Here is a 15,870-nt window from a genome sequence, read left to right on the forward strand (position 1 = left end):
CAAGACGCCCCCTAGTGGGGCGTTTTGCTTTCCGTCACTTTTAGCCGGGTACCCGCCATGAGCGCTCCTCGTGAAACCATCGCCGCTGTCGCCACCGCTCAAGGTCGTGGTGGTGTCGGTATCGTTCGTATTTCCGGACCGCTCGCCAGCGTGGCCGCCCAAGCCATCAGTGGGCGGGAGCTGAAGCCGCGGTATGCGCATTACGGGCCTTTTCTAGGCGCCGATGAAGAGGTGCTGGATGAAGGTATTGCCCTTTATTTCCCGGGACCGAATTCGTTCACCGGTGAAGATGTCCTGGAACTGCAAGGCCATGGCGGCCCGATCGTCCTGGATATGCTGCTGCAGCGTTGCCTGCAACTGGGTTGCCACTTGGCACGCCCGGGTGAATTCAGCGAACGAGCGTTTCTCAACGACAAACTCGACCTGGCCCAGGCCGAAGCGATTGCCGACCTGATCGAAGCCAGTTCTGCACAAGCCGCGCGTAATGCGTTGCGCTCGTTGCAGGGCGCGTTTTCCCTGCGTGTGCATAACCTCACCGAGCAACTGATCAGTTTGCGTATCTACGTTGAGGCAGCGATTGATTTCCCGGAGGAAGAAATCGACTTCCTCGCCGATGGCCATGTCCTCGCGATGCTGGATAAAGTCCGCGACGAGTTATCCACAGTACTGCGTGAAGCAGGGCAAGGTGCCTTGCTGCGTGACGGTATGACTGTGGTGATTGCCGGCCGCCCCAACGCTGGCAAGTCGAGCCTTCTGAACGCTCTGGCCGGGCGTGAAGCGGCCATCGTCACCGAGATTGCCGGCACTACGCGGGATATCTTGCGCGAACATATCCACATTGATGGCATGCCACTGCACGTGGTGGACACGGCGGGGCTGCGTGACACCGATGACCAGGTGGAAAAGATCGGTGTGGAACGCGCGTTGAAGGCCATCACAGAAGCCGATCGCGTGCTGCTGGTGGTGGATGCCACTGCGCCAGAAGCAGCAGATCCATTCGCGCTTTGGCCAGAATTCCTCGAGCAACGGCCAGACCCGGCCAAGGTCACGCTGATTCGTAACAAGGCCGACCTGACGGGCGAGGCGATTGCCCTGGAAGTCAGCGAGGATGGCCATGTGACGATCAGCCTCAGCGCCAAGTCGGCGGGTGATGGCTTGGAGTTGCTGCGCGATCACCTTAAGGCCTGCATGGGCTACGAGCAGACCTCGGAAAGCAGCTTCAGTGCTCGCCGCAGGCACCTGGAAGCGTTGCGTCATGCCAGCTCGGCCCTGGAGCACGGCAGGGCGCAGTTGACCCTGGCAGGGGCGGGTGAGCTTCTGGCTGAAGATTTGCGCCAGGCCCAACAGTTGTTGGGTGAGATTACCGGCGCTTTCAGCTCCGATGATCTGCTGGGAAGGATCTTTTCCAGCTTCTGCATCGGTAAATAACCATTCCTTAGTCCCCCAGACAGGCCATTCGCGCCTGTCTGTTCTGCCCGTTTCAGGGCATTCAATTCTCTTTTCTGAATAACGCGACCGTTGCGACGGCATTTTTGCGCCTGGGATTTGCCTCAGTGGACGCTTTTCTGTGGATTAAGCCCTGTGAATAACCGCCCCTGTGCCCAGTTGATAACAGGGCTTAAAACCTGAGTAAAAACCCCTCTGTGGATAACCACCTGTTTAATCCACAGGCTTAAACCACTTATCCAAGGGCCTCCTTGGCACCTAACCACAGACTTTTGAATCTCTGTACATAACGTAAATAAAGACCTGTAGAGATCTATCCACAGAAACAGGCCTCAGTAGAAATAAACATAAAAACAAAGATTTAATAAATTTCTCTCTTTTAATTTCTATTGTCTGTGATTCATCCACAGCTGGTTAAATTTTGTGCAAAGGGTTCTTTAGGAACGGCGAAGTCCCTATACTTGCCGACTCGTTCGAAAACCTGATCTCGAACGCTCATTCCTAATTACCTACAGAAGCAGGCACGAGGTGCGTGGTGGATTTCCCTTCCCGTTTTGAAGTGATCGTCATCGGCGGCGGTCATGCCGGTACCGAGGCAGCACTGGCGTCTGCACGCATGGGGGCAAAAACCCTGTTGCTGACGCATAACGTGGAAACCCTCGGCGCCATGAGCTGCAACCCCGCGATTGGCGGGATTGGCAAAAGCCATCTGGTCAAGGAAATCGATGCCCTGGGCGGCGCGATGGCCATGGCTACCGATAAGGGTGGTATTCAATTTCGCGTATTGAACAGCCGCAAAGGCCCGGCGGTGCGAGCCACTCGTGCTCAAGCCGACCGGATCCTGTACAAGGCCGCTGTCCGTGAAACCCTGGAAAACCAGCCGAACCTGTGGATATTTCAACAGGCCGCCGATGACCTGATCGTCGAACAGGACCAGGTACGCGGTGTTGTGACGCAAATGGGCCTGCGTTTCTTCGCAGAATCCGTGGTGTTGACCACCGGCACGTTCCTCGGCGGACTTATCCACATCGGTATGCAGAACTATTCCGGTGGCCGTGCCGGTGATCCGCCGTCCATCGCCTTGGCTCAGCGCCTTCGCGAACTGCCACTGCGTGTCGGTCGCCTGAAAACCGGCACACCGCCGCGTATCGATGGCCGTTCGGTGGATTTCTCGGTGATGACCGAGCAGGCTGGCGATACACCGATCCCGGTGATGTCGTTCATGGGCTCCAAGGAACAACATCCGAAACAGGTCAGTTGCTGGATTACCCACACCAACGCCCGCACCCACGAAATCATTGCCGCGAACCTCGACCGTTCGCCGATGTATTCCGGGGTAATCGAAGGTATTGGTCCGCGCTACTGCCCGTCGATTGAAGACAAGATCCACCGCTTTGCCGACAAGGAAAGCCACCAGGTCTTCATCGAACCGGAAGGTTTGACTACCCACGAGCTGTACCCGAACGGGATTTCCACTTCCCTGCCGTTCGACGTGCAAATCCAGATCGTGCAATCGATTCGCGGTATGGAAAATGCGCACATCGTGCGGCCTGGTTACGCCATCGAGTACGACTACTTCGACCCGCGTGACCTGAAATACAGCCTGGAAACCAAGGTTATCGGCGGTTTGTTCTTCGCTGGCCAAATCAACGGCACCACCGGTTACGAAGAAGCCGGCGCCCAGGGTTTGCTGGCCGGGGCCAACGCTGCATTGCGTGCACAGGGCAAAGACAGCTGGTGCCCACGTCGCGATGAGGCGTACATCGGGGTGTTGGTCGACGACCTGATTACCCTTGGAACCCAGGAACCGTACCGGATGTTTACATCCCGGGCCGAATACCGCCTGATCCTGCGCGAAGACAACGCCGACCTGCGCTTGACCGAAAAAGGTCGCGAGCTGGGCCTGGTCGACGACGCTCGTTGGGCTGCCTTCTGCAAAAAACGCGAAAGCATCGATCTGGAAGAGCAACGCCTGAAAAGTACCTGGGTTCGCCCGGGCACCGAGCAAGGCGATGCGATTGCCGAAAAATTCGGCACGCCGCTGACTCACGAATACAACTTGCTGAATCTGCTGTCCCGTCCGGAAATCGACTACGCTGGTCTGATCTCGGTAACCGGCGGCGGCGCAGAAGATCCACAGGTCGCCGAGCAGGTCGAAATCAAGACCAAGTACGCCGGTTACATCGACCGCCAGCAGGATGAGATCGCTCGTCTGCGGGCCAGCGAAGACACCAAGCTGCCTGTGGATATCGATTACACAAACATTTCCGGTCTGTCGAAAGAGATTCAAGGCAAGCTGGGGATAACTCGGCCAGAGACCCTGGGCCAGGCGTCCCGAATCCCGGGCGTCACGCCGGCAGCCATTTCGCTGTTGATGATTCATTTGAAAAAACGCGGCGCGGGCCGTCAGTTGGAGCAAAGCGCTTGAGTTCGTTGGTCACCTCGCAACACTCCGAAGAGTTATCCACAGGTGCTCGCCAGCTTGGCGTCAACCTGACCGAAGCCCAGCACGAGCTAATGCTGGGTTATCTGGCCCTGTTGATCAAATGGAACAAGGCTTACAACCTCACTGCGGTGCGTGATCCGGACGAAATGGTCTCTCGCCATTTGCTCGACAGCCTCAGCGTGATGCCGTTTATCGAAAACGGCCGCTGGCTCGACGTTGGCAGCGGCGGCGGTATGCCCGGCATACCGTTGGCGATCCTGTTTCCCGAGTCGCAAGTGACGTGCCTGGACAGCAACGGCAAGAAAACCCGCTTCCTGACCCAGGTCAAACTCGAACTCAAGCTGGATAACCTGCAAGTTATCCACAGTCGTGTCGAAGCCTTCACGCCGCAGCAGCCTTTCAACGGAATTGTTTCCCGGGCGTTCAGCAGCATGGAGAACTTCAGCAACTGGACCCGCCACCTCGGCGACCGCGATACCCGTTGGCTGGCAATGAAGGGCGTTCATCCAAGCGACGAGCTGTTAGCATTGCCGGCAGACTTCCACCTCGATAGCGAACACGCCTTGGCCGTACCCGGTTGCCAAGGCCAACGCCATCTGCTGATACTGCGCCGCACGGCATGATTGGGAACACAAGCAAGAATGGCTAAGGTATTCGCGATAGCGAACCAGAAAGGTGGCGTGGGCAAAACCACCACCTGCATCAACCTCGCAGCATCCCTTGTCGCTACCAAGCGTCGGGTGCTGTTGATCGATCTCGATCCACAGGGCAACGCCACCATGGGTAGCGGTGTGGATAAACACGGCCTGGAAAACTCGGTCTACGACTTGCTGATTGGCGAGTGCGACCTGGCCCAGGCCATGCACTTCTCCGAGCACGGCGGTTATCAACTGCTGCCGGCCAACCGCGATTTGACTGCGGCGGAAGTGGTGCTGCTGGAAATGCAGATGAAAGAAAGCCGTCTGCGCAGCGCCTTGGCGCCGATCCGCGAGAATTACGACTACATTTTGATCGACTGCCCACCGTCGCTGTCGATGCTGACGTTGAACGCACTGGTCGCAGCCGACGGGGTGATTATCCCCATGCAGTGCGAGTACTTCGCGCTCGAAGGGTTGAGCGACCTTGTGGATAACATCAAGCGTATTGCCGAGCTGCTCAACCCGAACCTGCAAATCGAAGGCCTGCTGCGGACCATGTATGACCCGCGCCTGAGCCTGATGAACGATGTGTCGGCGCAGCTCAAGGAACACTTCGGCGATCAGTTGTACGACACCGTGATTCCACGCAACATCCGCCTGGCAGAAGCGCCAAGCTATGGCATGCCCGCGCTGGCGTATGACAAGTCATCCCGCGGCGCCATTGCCTACCTGGCACTGGCTGGCGAGATGGTTCGCCGTCAACGCCGCAATTCTCGCACCGCTGCAGCCCAGCCAACTTAAGGAATCCCCATGGCCGTCAAGAAACGAGGTCTCGGACGTGGACTGGATGCACTGTTGAGTGGTCCGACTGTCACGACCCTTGAAGAGCAAGCGGTGCAGGCCGACGAGCGTGAGCTGCAGCACCTGCCGCTGGACCTGATCCAGCGCGGCAAATACCAGCCCCGCCGGGACATGGACCCGCAGGCGCTGGAAGAATTGGCGAACTCGATCAAGGCCCAGGGTGTGATGCAGCCGATCGTGGTACGCCCGATTGGTGCTGGCCGCTTTGAAATCATCGCCGGCGAACGCCGCTGGCGCGCCAGCCAACAGGCTGGCAAGGAAACCATCCCGGCGATGGTGCGCGATGTGCCTGATGAAACCGCCATCGCCATGGCGTTGATCGAGAACATCCAGCGTGAAGACCTCAATCCGATCGAGGAAGCGATCGCCCTGCAGCGTTTGCAGCAGGAATTCAAACTGACTCAGCAGGAAGTTGCGGACGCGGTGGGCAAGTCCCGCGTGACCGTGTCCAACCTGCTGCGCCTGATTGCACTGCCGGAAGTCATCAAAACCATGCTTTCCCATGGTGACCTGGAAATGGGTCATGCCCGTGCTTTGCTCGGTTTGCCGGAAAATCAACAGGTTGAGGGGGCGCGACACGTTGTCGCACGAGGCCTCACCGTTCGTCAGACCGAGGCCCTGGTTCGCCAGTGGCTCAGTGGCAAACCTGCACCGGTCGAAACTGCCAAACCTGATCCGGATATTGCACGCCTGGAGCAGCGCCTGGCCGAACGCCTAGGCTCTGCGGTGCAAATTCGCCATGGCAAGAAAGGCAAAGGGCAATTGGTCATCGGATATAACTCACTGGATGAGCTTCAGGGCGTCCTTGCCCACATCCGCTGAAACAATTGCTTGTGTAGCGCGCAGTCGGAAATCACTACCCGGCAGTTGAATAGGGGCAGAACCGCCCCTATACTCTGCGCGCATTTTGTCGGCACAAATTATGCCAAGTTATTGATTTCCGGCAGCCGACCATTGAGGAGCAAGAGTGATGGAAACCCGCACGCCAAACACGTTGCCGTTCCATCGCTTGGCCGTTTTCCCGGTATTAGTGGCTCAATTTGTCATTTTACTGATCGCCTCTTTGGCGCTCTGGTATTGGTATGGAGTCGTAGCCGGGTATTCAGGACTCTGCGGAGGCCTGATAGCCTTGCTGCCCAATATGTATTTTGCTCACAGGGCCTTTCGGTTTTCCGGCGCCCGAGCAGCCCAAGCCATCGTCCGGTCTTTTTATGCCGGCGAGGCGGGGAAACTGATTTTGACGGCAGTGCTTTTTGCACTGACCTTTGCAGGTGTGAAGCCATTGGCGCCGCTAGCTGTATTCGGCGTCTTCGTGTTGACCCAACTGGTCAGCTGGTTCTCGCCCCTGCTGATGAGAACAAGACTTTCGAGACCTTAGGGCGTTTGAGGCAACCATGGCAGAGACAACCGCTTCGGGCTATATCCAGCACCACTTGCAGAACCTGACCTTCGGTCAGCTACCCAATGGCGGCTGGGGCTTTGCCCACACCGCAGCAGAAGCCAAAGAAATGGGCTTCTGGGCATTCCACCTGGATACTCTGGGCTGGTCTGTCGCATTGGGTCTGATCTTCGTCCTGATTTTCCGCATGGCGGCAAAGAAGGCGACTTCCGGTCAGCCAGGTGCTTTGCAGAACTTCGTTGAAGTATTGGTCGAATTCGTCGATGGCAGCGTGAAAGACAGCTTCCATGGCCGTAGCGCGGTGATTGCACCGTTAGCACTGACCATCTTCGTCTGGGTGTTCCTGATGAACGCCGTCGACCTGATTCCGGTCGACTGGATTCCTCAGCTGGCCATCCTGATCACCGGCGATCATCACATTCCATTCCGTGCGGTTTCGACCACGGACCCTAACGCCACCCTGGGCATGGCCCTGTCGGTGTTCGCGTTGATCATTTTCTACAGCATCAAGATCAAGGGCATCGGCGGCTTCATCGGCGAATTGACCCTGCACCCGTTCGGCAGCAAGAACATCTTCGTTCAAGCCCTGCTGATCCCGGTGAACTTCCTGCTGGAATTCGTAACCCTGATCGCCAAGCCGATTTCCCTGGCTCTGCGACTGTTCGGCAACATGTATGCCGGCGAGCTGGTGTTCATTCTGATCGCTGTGATGTTCGGCAGTGGTCTGCTCTGGCTTAGCGGCCTGGGCATTGTTCTGCAGTGGGCGTGGGCTGTGTTCCACATCCTGATCATCACCCTGCAGGCGTTTATCTTCATGATGCTGACCATCGTTTACCTGTCGATGGCGCACGAAGAGAACCATTAAGACCAGTCTCGACTAGTCTGATGTCCCTCCCGGTCAAACGGGAGGGTAGCCCTGAAGGGCTATGAAACGATTTGTTTTACCGCTTTAAAATCTAAAAAACCTAAACCATACGACGTAAAAGTCGGGAGGAAAGATGGAAACTGTAGTTGGTCTAACCGCTATCGCTGTTGCACTGTTGATCGGCCTGGGCGCCCTGGGTACTGCCATTGGTTTCGGCCTGCTGGGCGGCAAGTTCCTGGAAGGCGCCGCGCGTCAGCCAGAAATGGTTCCAATGCTGCAAGTTAAAATGTTCATCGTCGCCGGCCTGCTCGACGCCGTGACCATGATCGGTGTTGGTATCGCTCTGTTCTTCACCTTCGCGAACCCCTTCGTTGGTCAACTCGCCGGTTAATCACTCGTTTTTTCGAGTGATTGGTGTGTTGTGCAACGAACGAGCGAGGTATTGGCGTGAACATTAATGCAACCATTATTGGTCAGTCCTTAGCGTTCTTGATTTTTGTAGTTTTCTGCATGAAGTTCGTATGGCCTCCGGTCATCGCGGCTTTGCACGAACGTCAGAAGAAGATCGCAGACGGACTGGACGCTGCCGCACGAGCAGCTCGCGACCTGGAGTTGGCCCAAGATAAAGCGGGTCAACAACTGCGCGAAGCGAAAGCTCAGGCAGCTGAAATCATTGAGCAAGCCAAGAAACGCGGTAACCAGATCGTTGAAGAGGCTGTTGAAAAAGCCCGTATCGACGCTGACCGTGTGAAGGTTCAGGCTCAAGCCGAGATCGAGCAGGAACTGAACGGTGTCAAAGATGCGCTGCGTGCCCAACTGGGTGCTCTGGCCGTCGGCGGTGCTGAGAAGATCCTGGGTGCCACAATCGATCAAAACGCGCACGCGGAGCTGGTTAACAAACTGGCTGCTGAAATTTAAGCGAGGGCGATCATGGCAGAATTGACCACGTTGGCCCGACCTTACGCTAAGGCAGCCTTCGAGCACGCCCAGGCCCACCAGCAGCTGGCCTCTTGGTCAGCCATGCTCGGCCTGGCTGCAGCAGTGTCGCAAGACGACACGATGCAGCGCGTGCTCAAGGCCCCGCGACTGACGAGCGCAGACAAGGCCGCCACGTTTATTGACGTGTGCGGCGACAAGTTTGATGTAAAAGTGCAGAACTTCATCCACGTCGTTGCCGAAAACGACCGTCTCCCGCTTCTGCCGGAGATCGCCGCTCTGTTTGACCTGTACAAGGCCGAACAAGAGAAATCGGTAGATGTTGAAGTGACCAGTGCTTTTGCATTGAACCAAGAACAGCAAGACAAACTCGCCAAGGTTCTCAGTGCACGACTCGACCGGGAAGTGCGCCTGCAAGTTGCGGAGGATGCCACCCTGATTGGTGGTGTCATCATTCGCGCCGGCGACCTGGTTATCGATGGCTCGATTCGCGGCAAACTCGCGAATCTTGCCGAAGCATTGAAATCTTGAGTTTGAAGGGGCAGCAGAGCAATGCAGCAACTCAATCCTTCCGAAATAAGTGAAATTATCAAGGGCCGCATCGACAAGCTCGATGTGACCTCCCAAGCCCGTAACGAAGGCACTGTCGTCAGCGTATCTGACGGCATCGTGCGGATTCACGGTCTGGCCGACGTAATGTACGGCGAGATGATCGAGTTTCCGGGCGGCGTCTACGGTATGGCTCTCAACCTGGAGCAAGACTCTGTAGGTGCCGTTGTATTGGGCTCCTACCAGACTCTGGCTGAAGGCATGAGCGCCAAGTGCACAGGCCGCATCCTGGAAGTTCCGGTTGGTAAGGAACTGCTGGGTCGCGTTGTCGACGCACTGGGTAACCCAGTTGACGGCAAAGGTCCGCTGAACAACACCGAGACCGATGCGGTCGAGAAAGTTGCTCCAGGCGTGATCTGGCGTAAGTCGGTAGACCAGCCTGTACAGACTGGCTACAAGGCTGTCGATGCCATGATTCCTGTCGGCCGTGGCCAGCGTGAGCTGATCATCGGTGACCGTCAGATCGGTAAAACCGCTCTGGCGATCGACGCGATCATCAACCAGAAAGACAGCGGGATTTTCTGCGTCTACGTAGCAATCGGTCAGAAACAATCGACCATCGCCAACGTGGTTCGCAAGCTGGAAGAAAACGGCGCCCTGGCTAACACCATCGTCGTGGCCGCCAGTGCTTCGGAATCCGCTGCACTTCAGTTCCTGGCACCGTACTCCGGTTGCACCATGGGCGAATACTTCCGCGACCGCGGTGAAGACGCGCTGATCGTTTATGACGATCTGTCCAAGCAAGCAGTGGCTTACCGCCAGATTTCCCTGCTGCTGCGCCGTCCACCAGGCCGTGAAGCTTACCCAGGCGACGTGTTCTATCTCCACTCCCGTCTGCTGGAGCGCGCATCCCGCGTTTCGGAAGAATACGTAGAGAAGTTCACCAACGGCGCAGTGACCGGCAAAACCGGTTCCCTGACCGCACTGCCGATCATCGAAACCCAGGCTGGCGACGTTTCCGCGTTCGTTCCGACCAACGTGATTTCCATCACCGACGGTCAGATCTTCCTGGAATCGGCCATGTTCAACTCCGGGATCCGTCCTGCAGTGAACGCCGGTGTTTCGGTATCCCGTGTGGGTGGTGCCGCTCAGACCAAGATCATCAAGAAGCTCTCCGGTGGTATCCGTACCGCTCTGGCTCAGTACCGTGAACTGGCGGCATTCGCCCAGTTCGCTTCTGACCTGGACGAAGCGACCCGTAAGCAACTTGAACATGGTCAGCGCGTTACCGAGCTGATGAAGCAGAAGCAATACGCACCAATGTCGATCGCTGACATGGCGCTGTCGCTGTATGCCGCTGAGCGTGGGTTCCTGACCGACGTTGAAATCACCAAGGTCGGCAGCTTTGAACAAGCGCTGATTGCTTACTTCAACCGCGATCACGCCGAATTGATGGCGAAGATCAACGTGAAGGGTGACTTCAATGACGACATCGACGCTGGCATCAAAGCCGGTATCGAGAAGTTCAAGGCCACCCAAACCTGGTAAGCCGCAGCGGGGGCCGCGAGGCTCCCGCTTGCTAACCTGATAGGTGTTACATGGCAGGCGCAAAAGAGATTCGCAGTAAGATTGCGAGCATCAAAAGCACGCAAAAGATCACCAGCGCCATGGAAAAAGTGGCGGTCAGCAAAATGCGCAAGGCACAAATGCGCATGGCAGCTAGCCGTCCCTACGCGGAGCGTATCCGCCAGGTTATTGGTCATCTGGCCAACGCCAACCCGGAATATCGCCACCCGTTCATGCTCGACCGTGAAGTTAAGCGCGTCGGTTATGTCGTGGTGAGCAGTGACCGTGGTTTGTGCGGTGGTTTGAATACCAACCTGTTCAAGGCCCTGGTCAAGGACATGGCGGTAAACCGTGAAAACGGCGTCGAGATCGATCTGTGTGTGGTCGGTAGCAAGGGTGCGGCCTTTTTCCGCAACTTCGGCGGTAACGTCGTTGCAGCTATCAGCCACCTGGGTGAAGAACCGTCGATCAATGATTTGATCGGCAGCGTCAAAGTGATGCTGGATGCATACCTGGAAGGCCGGATTGACCGCCTGTCCGTGGTATCCAACAAGTTCATCAACACCATGACGCAGCAGCCTACCGTGGAGCAGTTGATTCCATTGGTGGCCACCCCGGAACAAGAACTCAAGCACCACTGGGACTACCTCTACGAACCAGACGCCAAAGAGCTGCTTGACGGCTTGATGGTGCGCTACGTGGAGTCGCAGGTGTACCAGGCGGTGGTCGAGAACAACGCGGCCGAACAAGCTGCGCGGATGATCGCGATGAAGAACGCTACCGACAACGCCGGTGATTTGATCAGCGATTTGCAGCTGATCTACAACAAGGCGCGTCAGGCTGCGATCACCCAAGAGATCTCGGAAATCGTCGGCGGCGCTGCCGCGGTTTAACGGTTCAAATATTCAGAGGATCCAGCTATGAGTAGCGGACGTATCGTTCAAATCATCGGCGCCGTTATCGACGTGGAATTCCCACGCGACAGCGTACCGAGCATCTACAACGCTTTGAAAGTCAAAAGCGATGCCGGCACCACCCTGGAAGTTCAGCAGCAGCTGGGCGACGGCGTGGTTCGTACCATTGCAATGGGTTCCACCGAAGGCTTGAAGCGCGGTCTGGAAGTCACTGACTCTGGCGCAGCCATCTCCGTACCGGTCGGTAAAGCGACCCTGGGCCGGATCATGGACGTCCTCGGTAACCCGATCGACGAAGCCGGTCCAATCGACACCGAAGAGCGCTGGGGCATTCACCGTCCTGCGCCTTCCTTCGCGGAACAAGCGGGCGGCAACGACCTGCTGGAAACCGGCATCAAGGTTATCGACCTGGTTTGCCCGTTCGCCAAGGGCGGTAAAGTCGGTCTGTTCGGTGGTGCCGGTGTAGGCAAAACCGTAAACATGATGGAACTGATCCGTAACATCGCCATCGAGCACAGCGGTTATTCCGTGTTCGCCGGTGTGGGTGAGCGTACTCGTGAGGGTAACGACTTCTACCACGAGATGAAGGATTCCAACGTTCTGGACAAAGTGGCACTGGTTTACGGTCAGATGAACGAGCCGCCGGGTAACCGTCTGCGCGTAGCACTGACCGGCCTGACCATGGCCGAGAAGTTCCGTGACGAAGGTAACGACGTTCTGCTGTTCGTCGACAACATCTATCGTTACACCCTGGCCGGTACTGAAGTATCCGCACTGCTGGGCCGTATGCCTTCCGCAGTAGGTTACCAGCCGACCCTGGCCGAAGAGATGGGTACTCTGCAAGAGCGTATCACTTCGACCAAAAACGGTTCGATCACCTCGATCCAAGCGGTATACGTACCTGCGGATGACTTGACTGACCCGTCGCCAGCGACCACGTTCGCCCACTTGGACGCCACCGTCGTACTGTCCCGTGACATCGCCTCCCTGGGTATCTACCCAGCGGTCGATCCACTGGACTCGACTTCGCGCCAGCTGGACCCGAACGTAATCGGCCAGGAACACTACGACACCGCTCGCGGCGTCCAGTACGTTCTGCAGCGTTACAAAGAACTGAAGGACATCATTGCGATCCTGGGTATGGACGAGCTGTCGGAAACCGACAAGCAGTTGGTATCCCGCGCTCGTAAGATCCAGCGTTTCTTGTCGCAGCCGTTCTTCGTGGCTGAAGTCTTCACCGGTGCCTCGGGTAAATACGTTTCCCTGAAAGACACCATTGCTGGCTTCAAAGGCATCCTCAACGGTGACTACGACCACCTGCCAGAACAAGCGTTCTACATGGTCGGCGGCATCGAAGAAGCGATCGAGAAAGCCAAGAAACTGTAATTCCGGCGCCCGGTAACGGGCGCTAATCAGGTTGAGGCAAGCAGATGGCTATGACATTCCATTGCGATATCGTCAGCGCGGAAGGGGAAATCTTCTCCGGTCAGATCGAGAGTGTGATTGCACACGGCGAACTGGGCGACCTGGGTATTAACTTTGGCCACGCGCCATTGATTACATCCTTGAAGCCTGGTCCGATCACTCTGACCAAGCTGGGCGGGGAAAAGGAGGTGTTTTACATCTCCGGTGGTTTCCTCGAGGTTCAGCCGAACATGGTCAAGGTACTTGCCGACACCGTGCAACGTGCTGCCGACCTGGATGAAGCCGCAGCTTCGGAAGCCGTCAAGGCTGCCGAGAAGGCCCTGAACGAAAAAGGCGCAGATTTCGACTACGGTTCTGCTGCTGCACGTCTGGCCGAGGCCGCAGCTCAGCTGCGCACCGTCCAGCAGATCCGCAAGAAGTTTGGCGGTTAAGCCGACAAGCCTCATGTGTGATTGATTAAAAAGGGTAGCCTCGGCTACCCTTTTTCTTTTTTTGCAAAACACTTCTTTGGTCTGAAGTCTGACCGCCCAGGATTGGTAGCCATTCATGTCTCTTGAAATCGTAATTCTTGCCGCAGGCCAGGGCACCCGCATGCGTTCGGCCCTGCCCAAGGTGCTGCACCCGGTTGCCGGCAACTCGATGCTTGGCCATGTTATCCACAGCGCCCGGCAACTTGATCCACAGCGCATTCATGTGGTGATTGGCCACGGTGCCGATGTGGTGCGCGAGCGCCTTGCGGCGGACGACTTGAATTTCGTATTGCAGGACAAGCAATTGGGTACCGGCCATGCCACCGCGCAAGCCGTGCCGTTCATCAAGGCCGACACCGTGCTGATCCTCTACGGTGACGTGCCGCTGATCGAAGTGGAAACCTTGCAGCGCCTGCTCAAGCACGTAGTGCCAGGCCAGATGGGCCTGCTCACTGTCGAGTTGGACGACCCGACCGGCTACGGCCGTATCGTGCGCAACGCTGACGGCAAGGTCGCGGCCATCGTCGAGCATAAAGACGCCAGCGAAGCCCAGCGCGCCATCACCGAAGGCAACACCGGCATTCTCGCTGTGCCGGCCGATCGTCTGGCTGACTGGATGAGCCGCCTGTCCAACAACAACGTCCAGGGCGAGTACTACCTGACCGACGTCATCGAGATGGCCGTCAGTGATGGCCTGGTGGTCGCCACCGAACAGCCCCACGACCCGATGGAAGTGCAGGGCGCCAACGACCGCAAGCAACTGGCGGAGCTGGAACGCCACTACCAACTGCGTGAAGGCCGCCGCCTGATGGCGCTGGGCGTGACGCTGCGTGATCCGGCCCGTTTCGATGTACGGGGTGATATCACCGTGGGCCGCGACGTGCTGATCGATATCAACGTGATCCTCGAAGGCCGTGTGGTCATTGAGGACGACGTGGTGATCGGCCCGAATTGCGTGATCAAGGACAGCACCCTGCGCAAAGGCGTGGTGATCAAGGCCAACAGCCATATTGACGGCGCGGTGATGGGCGAGGGCAGTGATGCCGGCCCGTTCGCGCGTTTGCGTCCAGGCAGCGTGCTGGGGGCCAGGGCCCATGTGGGTAACTTTGTAGAACTGAAAAACGCACAGATGGGCGATGACGCCAAGGCAGGGCACCTGGCCTACCTCGGTGATGCAGTGATTGGTGCGCGCAGCAATATCGGCGCCGGCGCCATCACGTGCAATTACGATGGCGCCAACAAGTACCAGACGACCATTGGTGAAGACGTATTTATCGGCTCCAACAACTCGTTGATCGCACCCGTCACCATTGGTGATGGTTCAAACACGGCGGCGGGCTCAACCATCAACCAGGATGTGGATAAGTCCCAACTGGCTGTAGCACGAGCCCGCCAACGCAACATCGACGGTTGGAAGCGCCCGGTCAAAATCAAAAAGACCTGAGTTATCCACAACCTCATTAAACCTGTTGGTGTCAGCAATCCAGCCCCAACAGGTTTTTTTACGGCCCCCGCTTGACGATCCTAAGCCAATAGGTTTTGATTGCCTTCGTTATCTTTCGAAACGAAACTTATCATCACCATGTCGAAACGAAATACACCCCAACGTCGCCACAACATCCTTGCCATGCTCACCGAGCAGGGTGAAGTCAGTGTGGACGAACTGGCCAAGCGTTTCGAAACGTCGGAAGTGACCATCCGCAAGGACCTGGCAGCCCTCGAAAGTAACGGCCTGTTGCTGCGTCGCTACGGTGGCGCCATCACTATGCCTCAGGAACTGGTCGGCGACCCGGCCCAGCCCATCTCGGCCTACAAGCGCGCCATTGCCCGTGCGGCCGTCAGGCGTTTGCGTGAACACGCCCGCATCATTATCGACAGCGGCAGCACCACCGCCGCCATGATCCCCGAACTGGGCCACCAGCCCGGCCTGGTGGTGATGACCAACTCCCTGCACGTGGCCAGCGCCTTGAGCGACCTGGAGCACGAGCCGGTGCTGTTGATGACCGGCGGCACCTGGGACCCGCATTCGGACTCGTTCCAGGGCCAGGTCGCCGAGCAAGTGCTGCGTTCCTACGATTTCGACCAACTCTTCATTGGTGCCGATGGCATCGACCTGGAGCGCGGCACCACCACCTTCAACGAATTGCTGGGCTTGAGCCGCGTCATGGCCGAGGTCGCCCGCGAAGTGGTGGTGATGGTTGAGTCCGACAAGATTGGCCGCAAGATCCCCAACCTGGAACTGCCTTGGAGCAGCGTCCATACCCTTATTACCGATGATCGCCTGCCGCTTGAGGCCCGCGACCAGATTCAAGCCCGCGGCATCACGCTGATTTGCGCGGCAGTCATCTAGGAGAG

General features: G+C 57.4%; 16 protein-coding genes. All 16 read left to right on the forward strand.

The genetic code is table 11. From position 1 onward, the window contains the following. Positions 1-57 precede the first annotated feature (57 nt). The 16 genes from mnmE (at position 58) to CEC48_RS00455 (ending at position 15,865) form a co-directional block, all read left to right on the forward strand. Positions 58-1,428: a tRNA uridine-5-carboxymethylaminomethyl(34) synthesis GTPase MnmE gene (gene mnmE / locus CEC48_RS00380; protein ID WP_088421948.1), complete on the forward strand. Its 1,371-nt coding sequence runs from the start codon at positions 58-60 to the stop codon at positions 1,426-1,428. 553 nt (positions 1,429-1,981) lie between these two features. Continuing rightward, on the forward strand, positions 1,982-3,874 hold the full coding sequence (mnmG, locus tag CEC48_RS00385) for a tRNA uridine-5-carboxymethylaminomethyl(34) synthesis enzyme MnmG (protein WP_088422219.1): 1,893 nt from the start codon (positions 1,982-1,984) through the stop codon (positions 3,872-3,874). After that, complete coding sequence (gene rsmG / locus CEC48_RS00390) at positions 3,871-4,515, forward strand: 16S rRNA (guanine(527)-N(7))-methyltransferase RsmG (RefSeq protein ID WP_088421949.1); 645 nt, start codon at positions 3,871-3,873, stop codon at positions 4,513-4,515. The genes mnmG and rsmG overlap by 4 nt, the downstream gene beginning before the upstream one ends. Before the next feature lie 18 nt (positions 4,516-4,533). Further along, complete coding sequence (locus tag CEC48_RS00395; RefSeq protein WP_003213559.1) at positions 4,534-5,331, forward strand: ParA family protein; 798 nt, start codon at positions 4,534-4,536, stop codon at positions 5,329-5,331. Positions 5,332-5,340: 9 nt separating this feature from the next. Further along, positions 5,341-6,213, forward strand: a complete 873-nt coding sequence (locus CEC48_RS00400) for a ParB/RepB/Spo0J family partition protein (protein WP_003213558.1) — start codon at positions 5,341-5,343, stop codon at positions 6,211-6,213. A gap of 148 nt (positions 6,214-6,361) precedes the next feature. After that, positions 6,362-6,769, forward strand: coding sequence for a F0F1 ATP synthase subunit I (locus CEC48_RS00405; protein ID WP_088421950.1), 408 nt, complete (start codon positions 6,362-6,364; stop codon positions 6,767-6,769). Positions 6,770-6,785: 16 nt separating this feature from the next. Next, positions 6,786-7,655, forward strand: a complete 870-nt coding sequence (atpB, locus tag CEC48_RS00410; protein WP_088421951.1) for a F0F1 ATP synthase subunit A — start codon at positions 6,786-6,788, stop codon at positions 7,653-7,655. Between the two features lie 133 nt (positions 7,656-7,788). Beyond that, the gene (gene atpE / locus CEC48_RS00415; RefSeq protein ID WP_002555987.1) at positions 7,789-8,046 is read left to right on the forward strand and encodes a F0F1 ATP synthase subunit C; all 258 of its coding nucleotides are present in this window, start codon (positions 7,789-7,791) and stop codon (positions 8,044-8,046) included. A gap of 56 nt (positions 8,047-8,102) precedes the next feature. After that, positions 8,103-8,573, forward strand: coding sequence for a F0F1 ATP synthase subunit B (locus CEC48_RS00420; RefSeq protein WP_008439543.1), 471 nt, complete (start codon positions 8,103-8,105; stop codon positions 8,571-8,573). A 12-nt stretch (positions 8,574-8,585) separates the two neighbouring features. Continuing rightward, positions 8,586-9,122, forward strand: a complete 537-nt coding sequence (locus CEC48_RS00425) for a F0F1 ATP synthase subunit delta (RefSeq protein WP_003213551.1) — start codon at positions 8,586-8,588, stop codon at positions 9,120-9,122. A 21-nt stretch (positions 9,123-9,143) separates the two neighbouring features. Further along, positions 9,144-10,688 carry a F0F1 ATP synthase subunit alpha gene (gene atpA, locus CEC48_RS00430; protein ID WP_003213549.1) on the forward strand — a complete coding sequence of 515 codons (1,545 nt, stop codon included), beginning with the start codon at positions 9,144-9,146 and terminating at the stop codon, positions 10,686-10,688. A gap of 50 nt (positions 10,689-10,738) precedes the next feature. Continuing rightward, a complete protein-coding gene (gene atpG / locus CEC48_RS00435) occupies positions 10,739-11,599 on the forward strand; it encodes a F0F1 ATP synthase subunit gamma (protein ID WP_076013260.1) in 861 nt (286 codons plus the stop codon). Between the two features lie 27 nt (positions 11,600-11,626). Then, positions 11,627-13,006 (forward strand): F0F1 ATP synthase subunit beta, encoded by a 1,380-nt coding sequence (atpD, locus tag CEC48_RS00440; protein WP_003213545.1) that lies wholly within the window; start codon positions 11,627-11,629, stop codon positions 13,004-13,006. 44 nt (positions 13,007-13,050) lie between these two features. Further along, positions 13,051-13,476, forward strand: a complete 426-nt coding sequence (locus tag CEC48_RS00445) for a F0F1 ATP synthase subunit epsilon (protein ID WP_088421952.1) — start codon at positions 13,051-13,053, stop codon at positions 13,474-13,476. Positions 13,477-13,591: 115 nt separating this feature from the next. After that, positions 13,592-14,959, forward strand: coding sequence for a bifunctional UDP-N-acetylglucosamine diphosphorylase/glucosamine-1-phosphate N-acetyltransferase GlmU (gene glmU, locus CEC48_RS00450; RefSeq protein ID WP_088421953.1), 1,368 nt, complete (start codon positions 13,592-13,594; stop codon positions 14,957-14,959). Positions 14,960-15,097: 138 nt separating this feature from the next. Next, positions 15,098-15,865, forward strand: a complete 768-nt coding sequence (locus CEC48_RS00455) for a DeoR/GlpR family DNA-binding transcription regulator (protein WP_003213539.1) — start codon at positions 15,098-15,100, stop codon at positions 15,863-15,865. Positions 15,866-15,870: the final 5 nt, after the last annotated feature.

This window comes from Pseudomonas sp. K2I15, from assembly GCF_002204795.1.
GTDB lineage: Bacteria > Pseudomonadota > Gammaproteobacteria > Pseudomonadales > Pseudomonadaceae > Aquipseudomonas.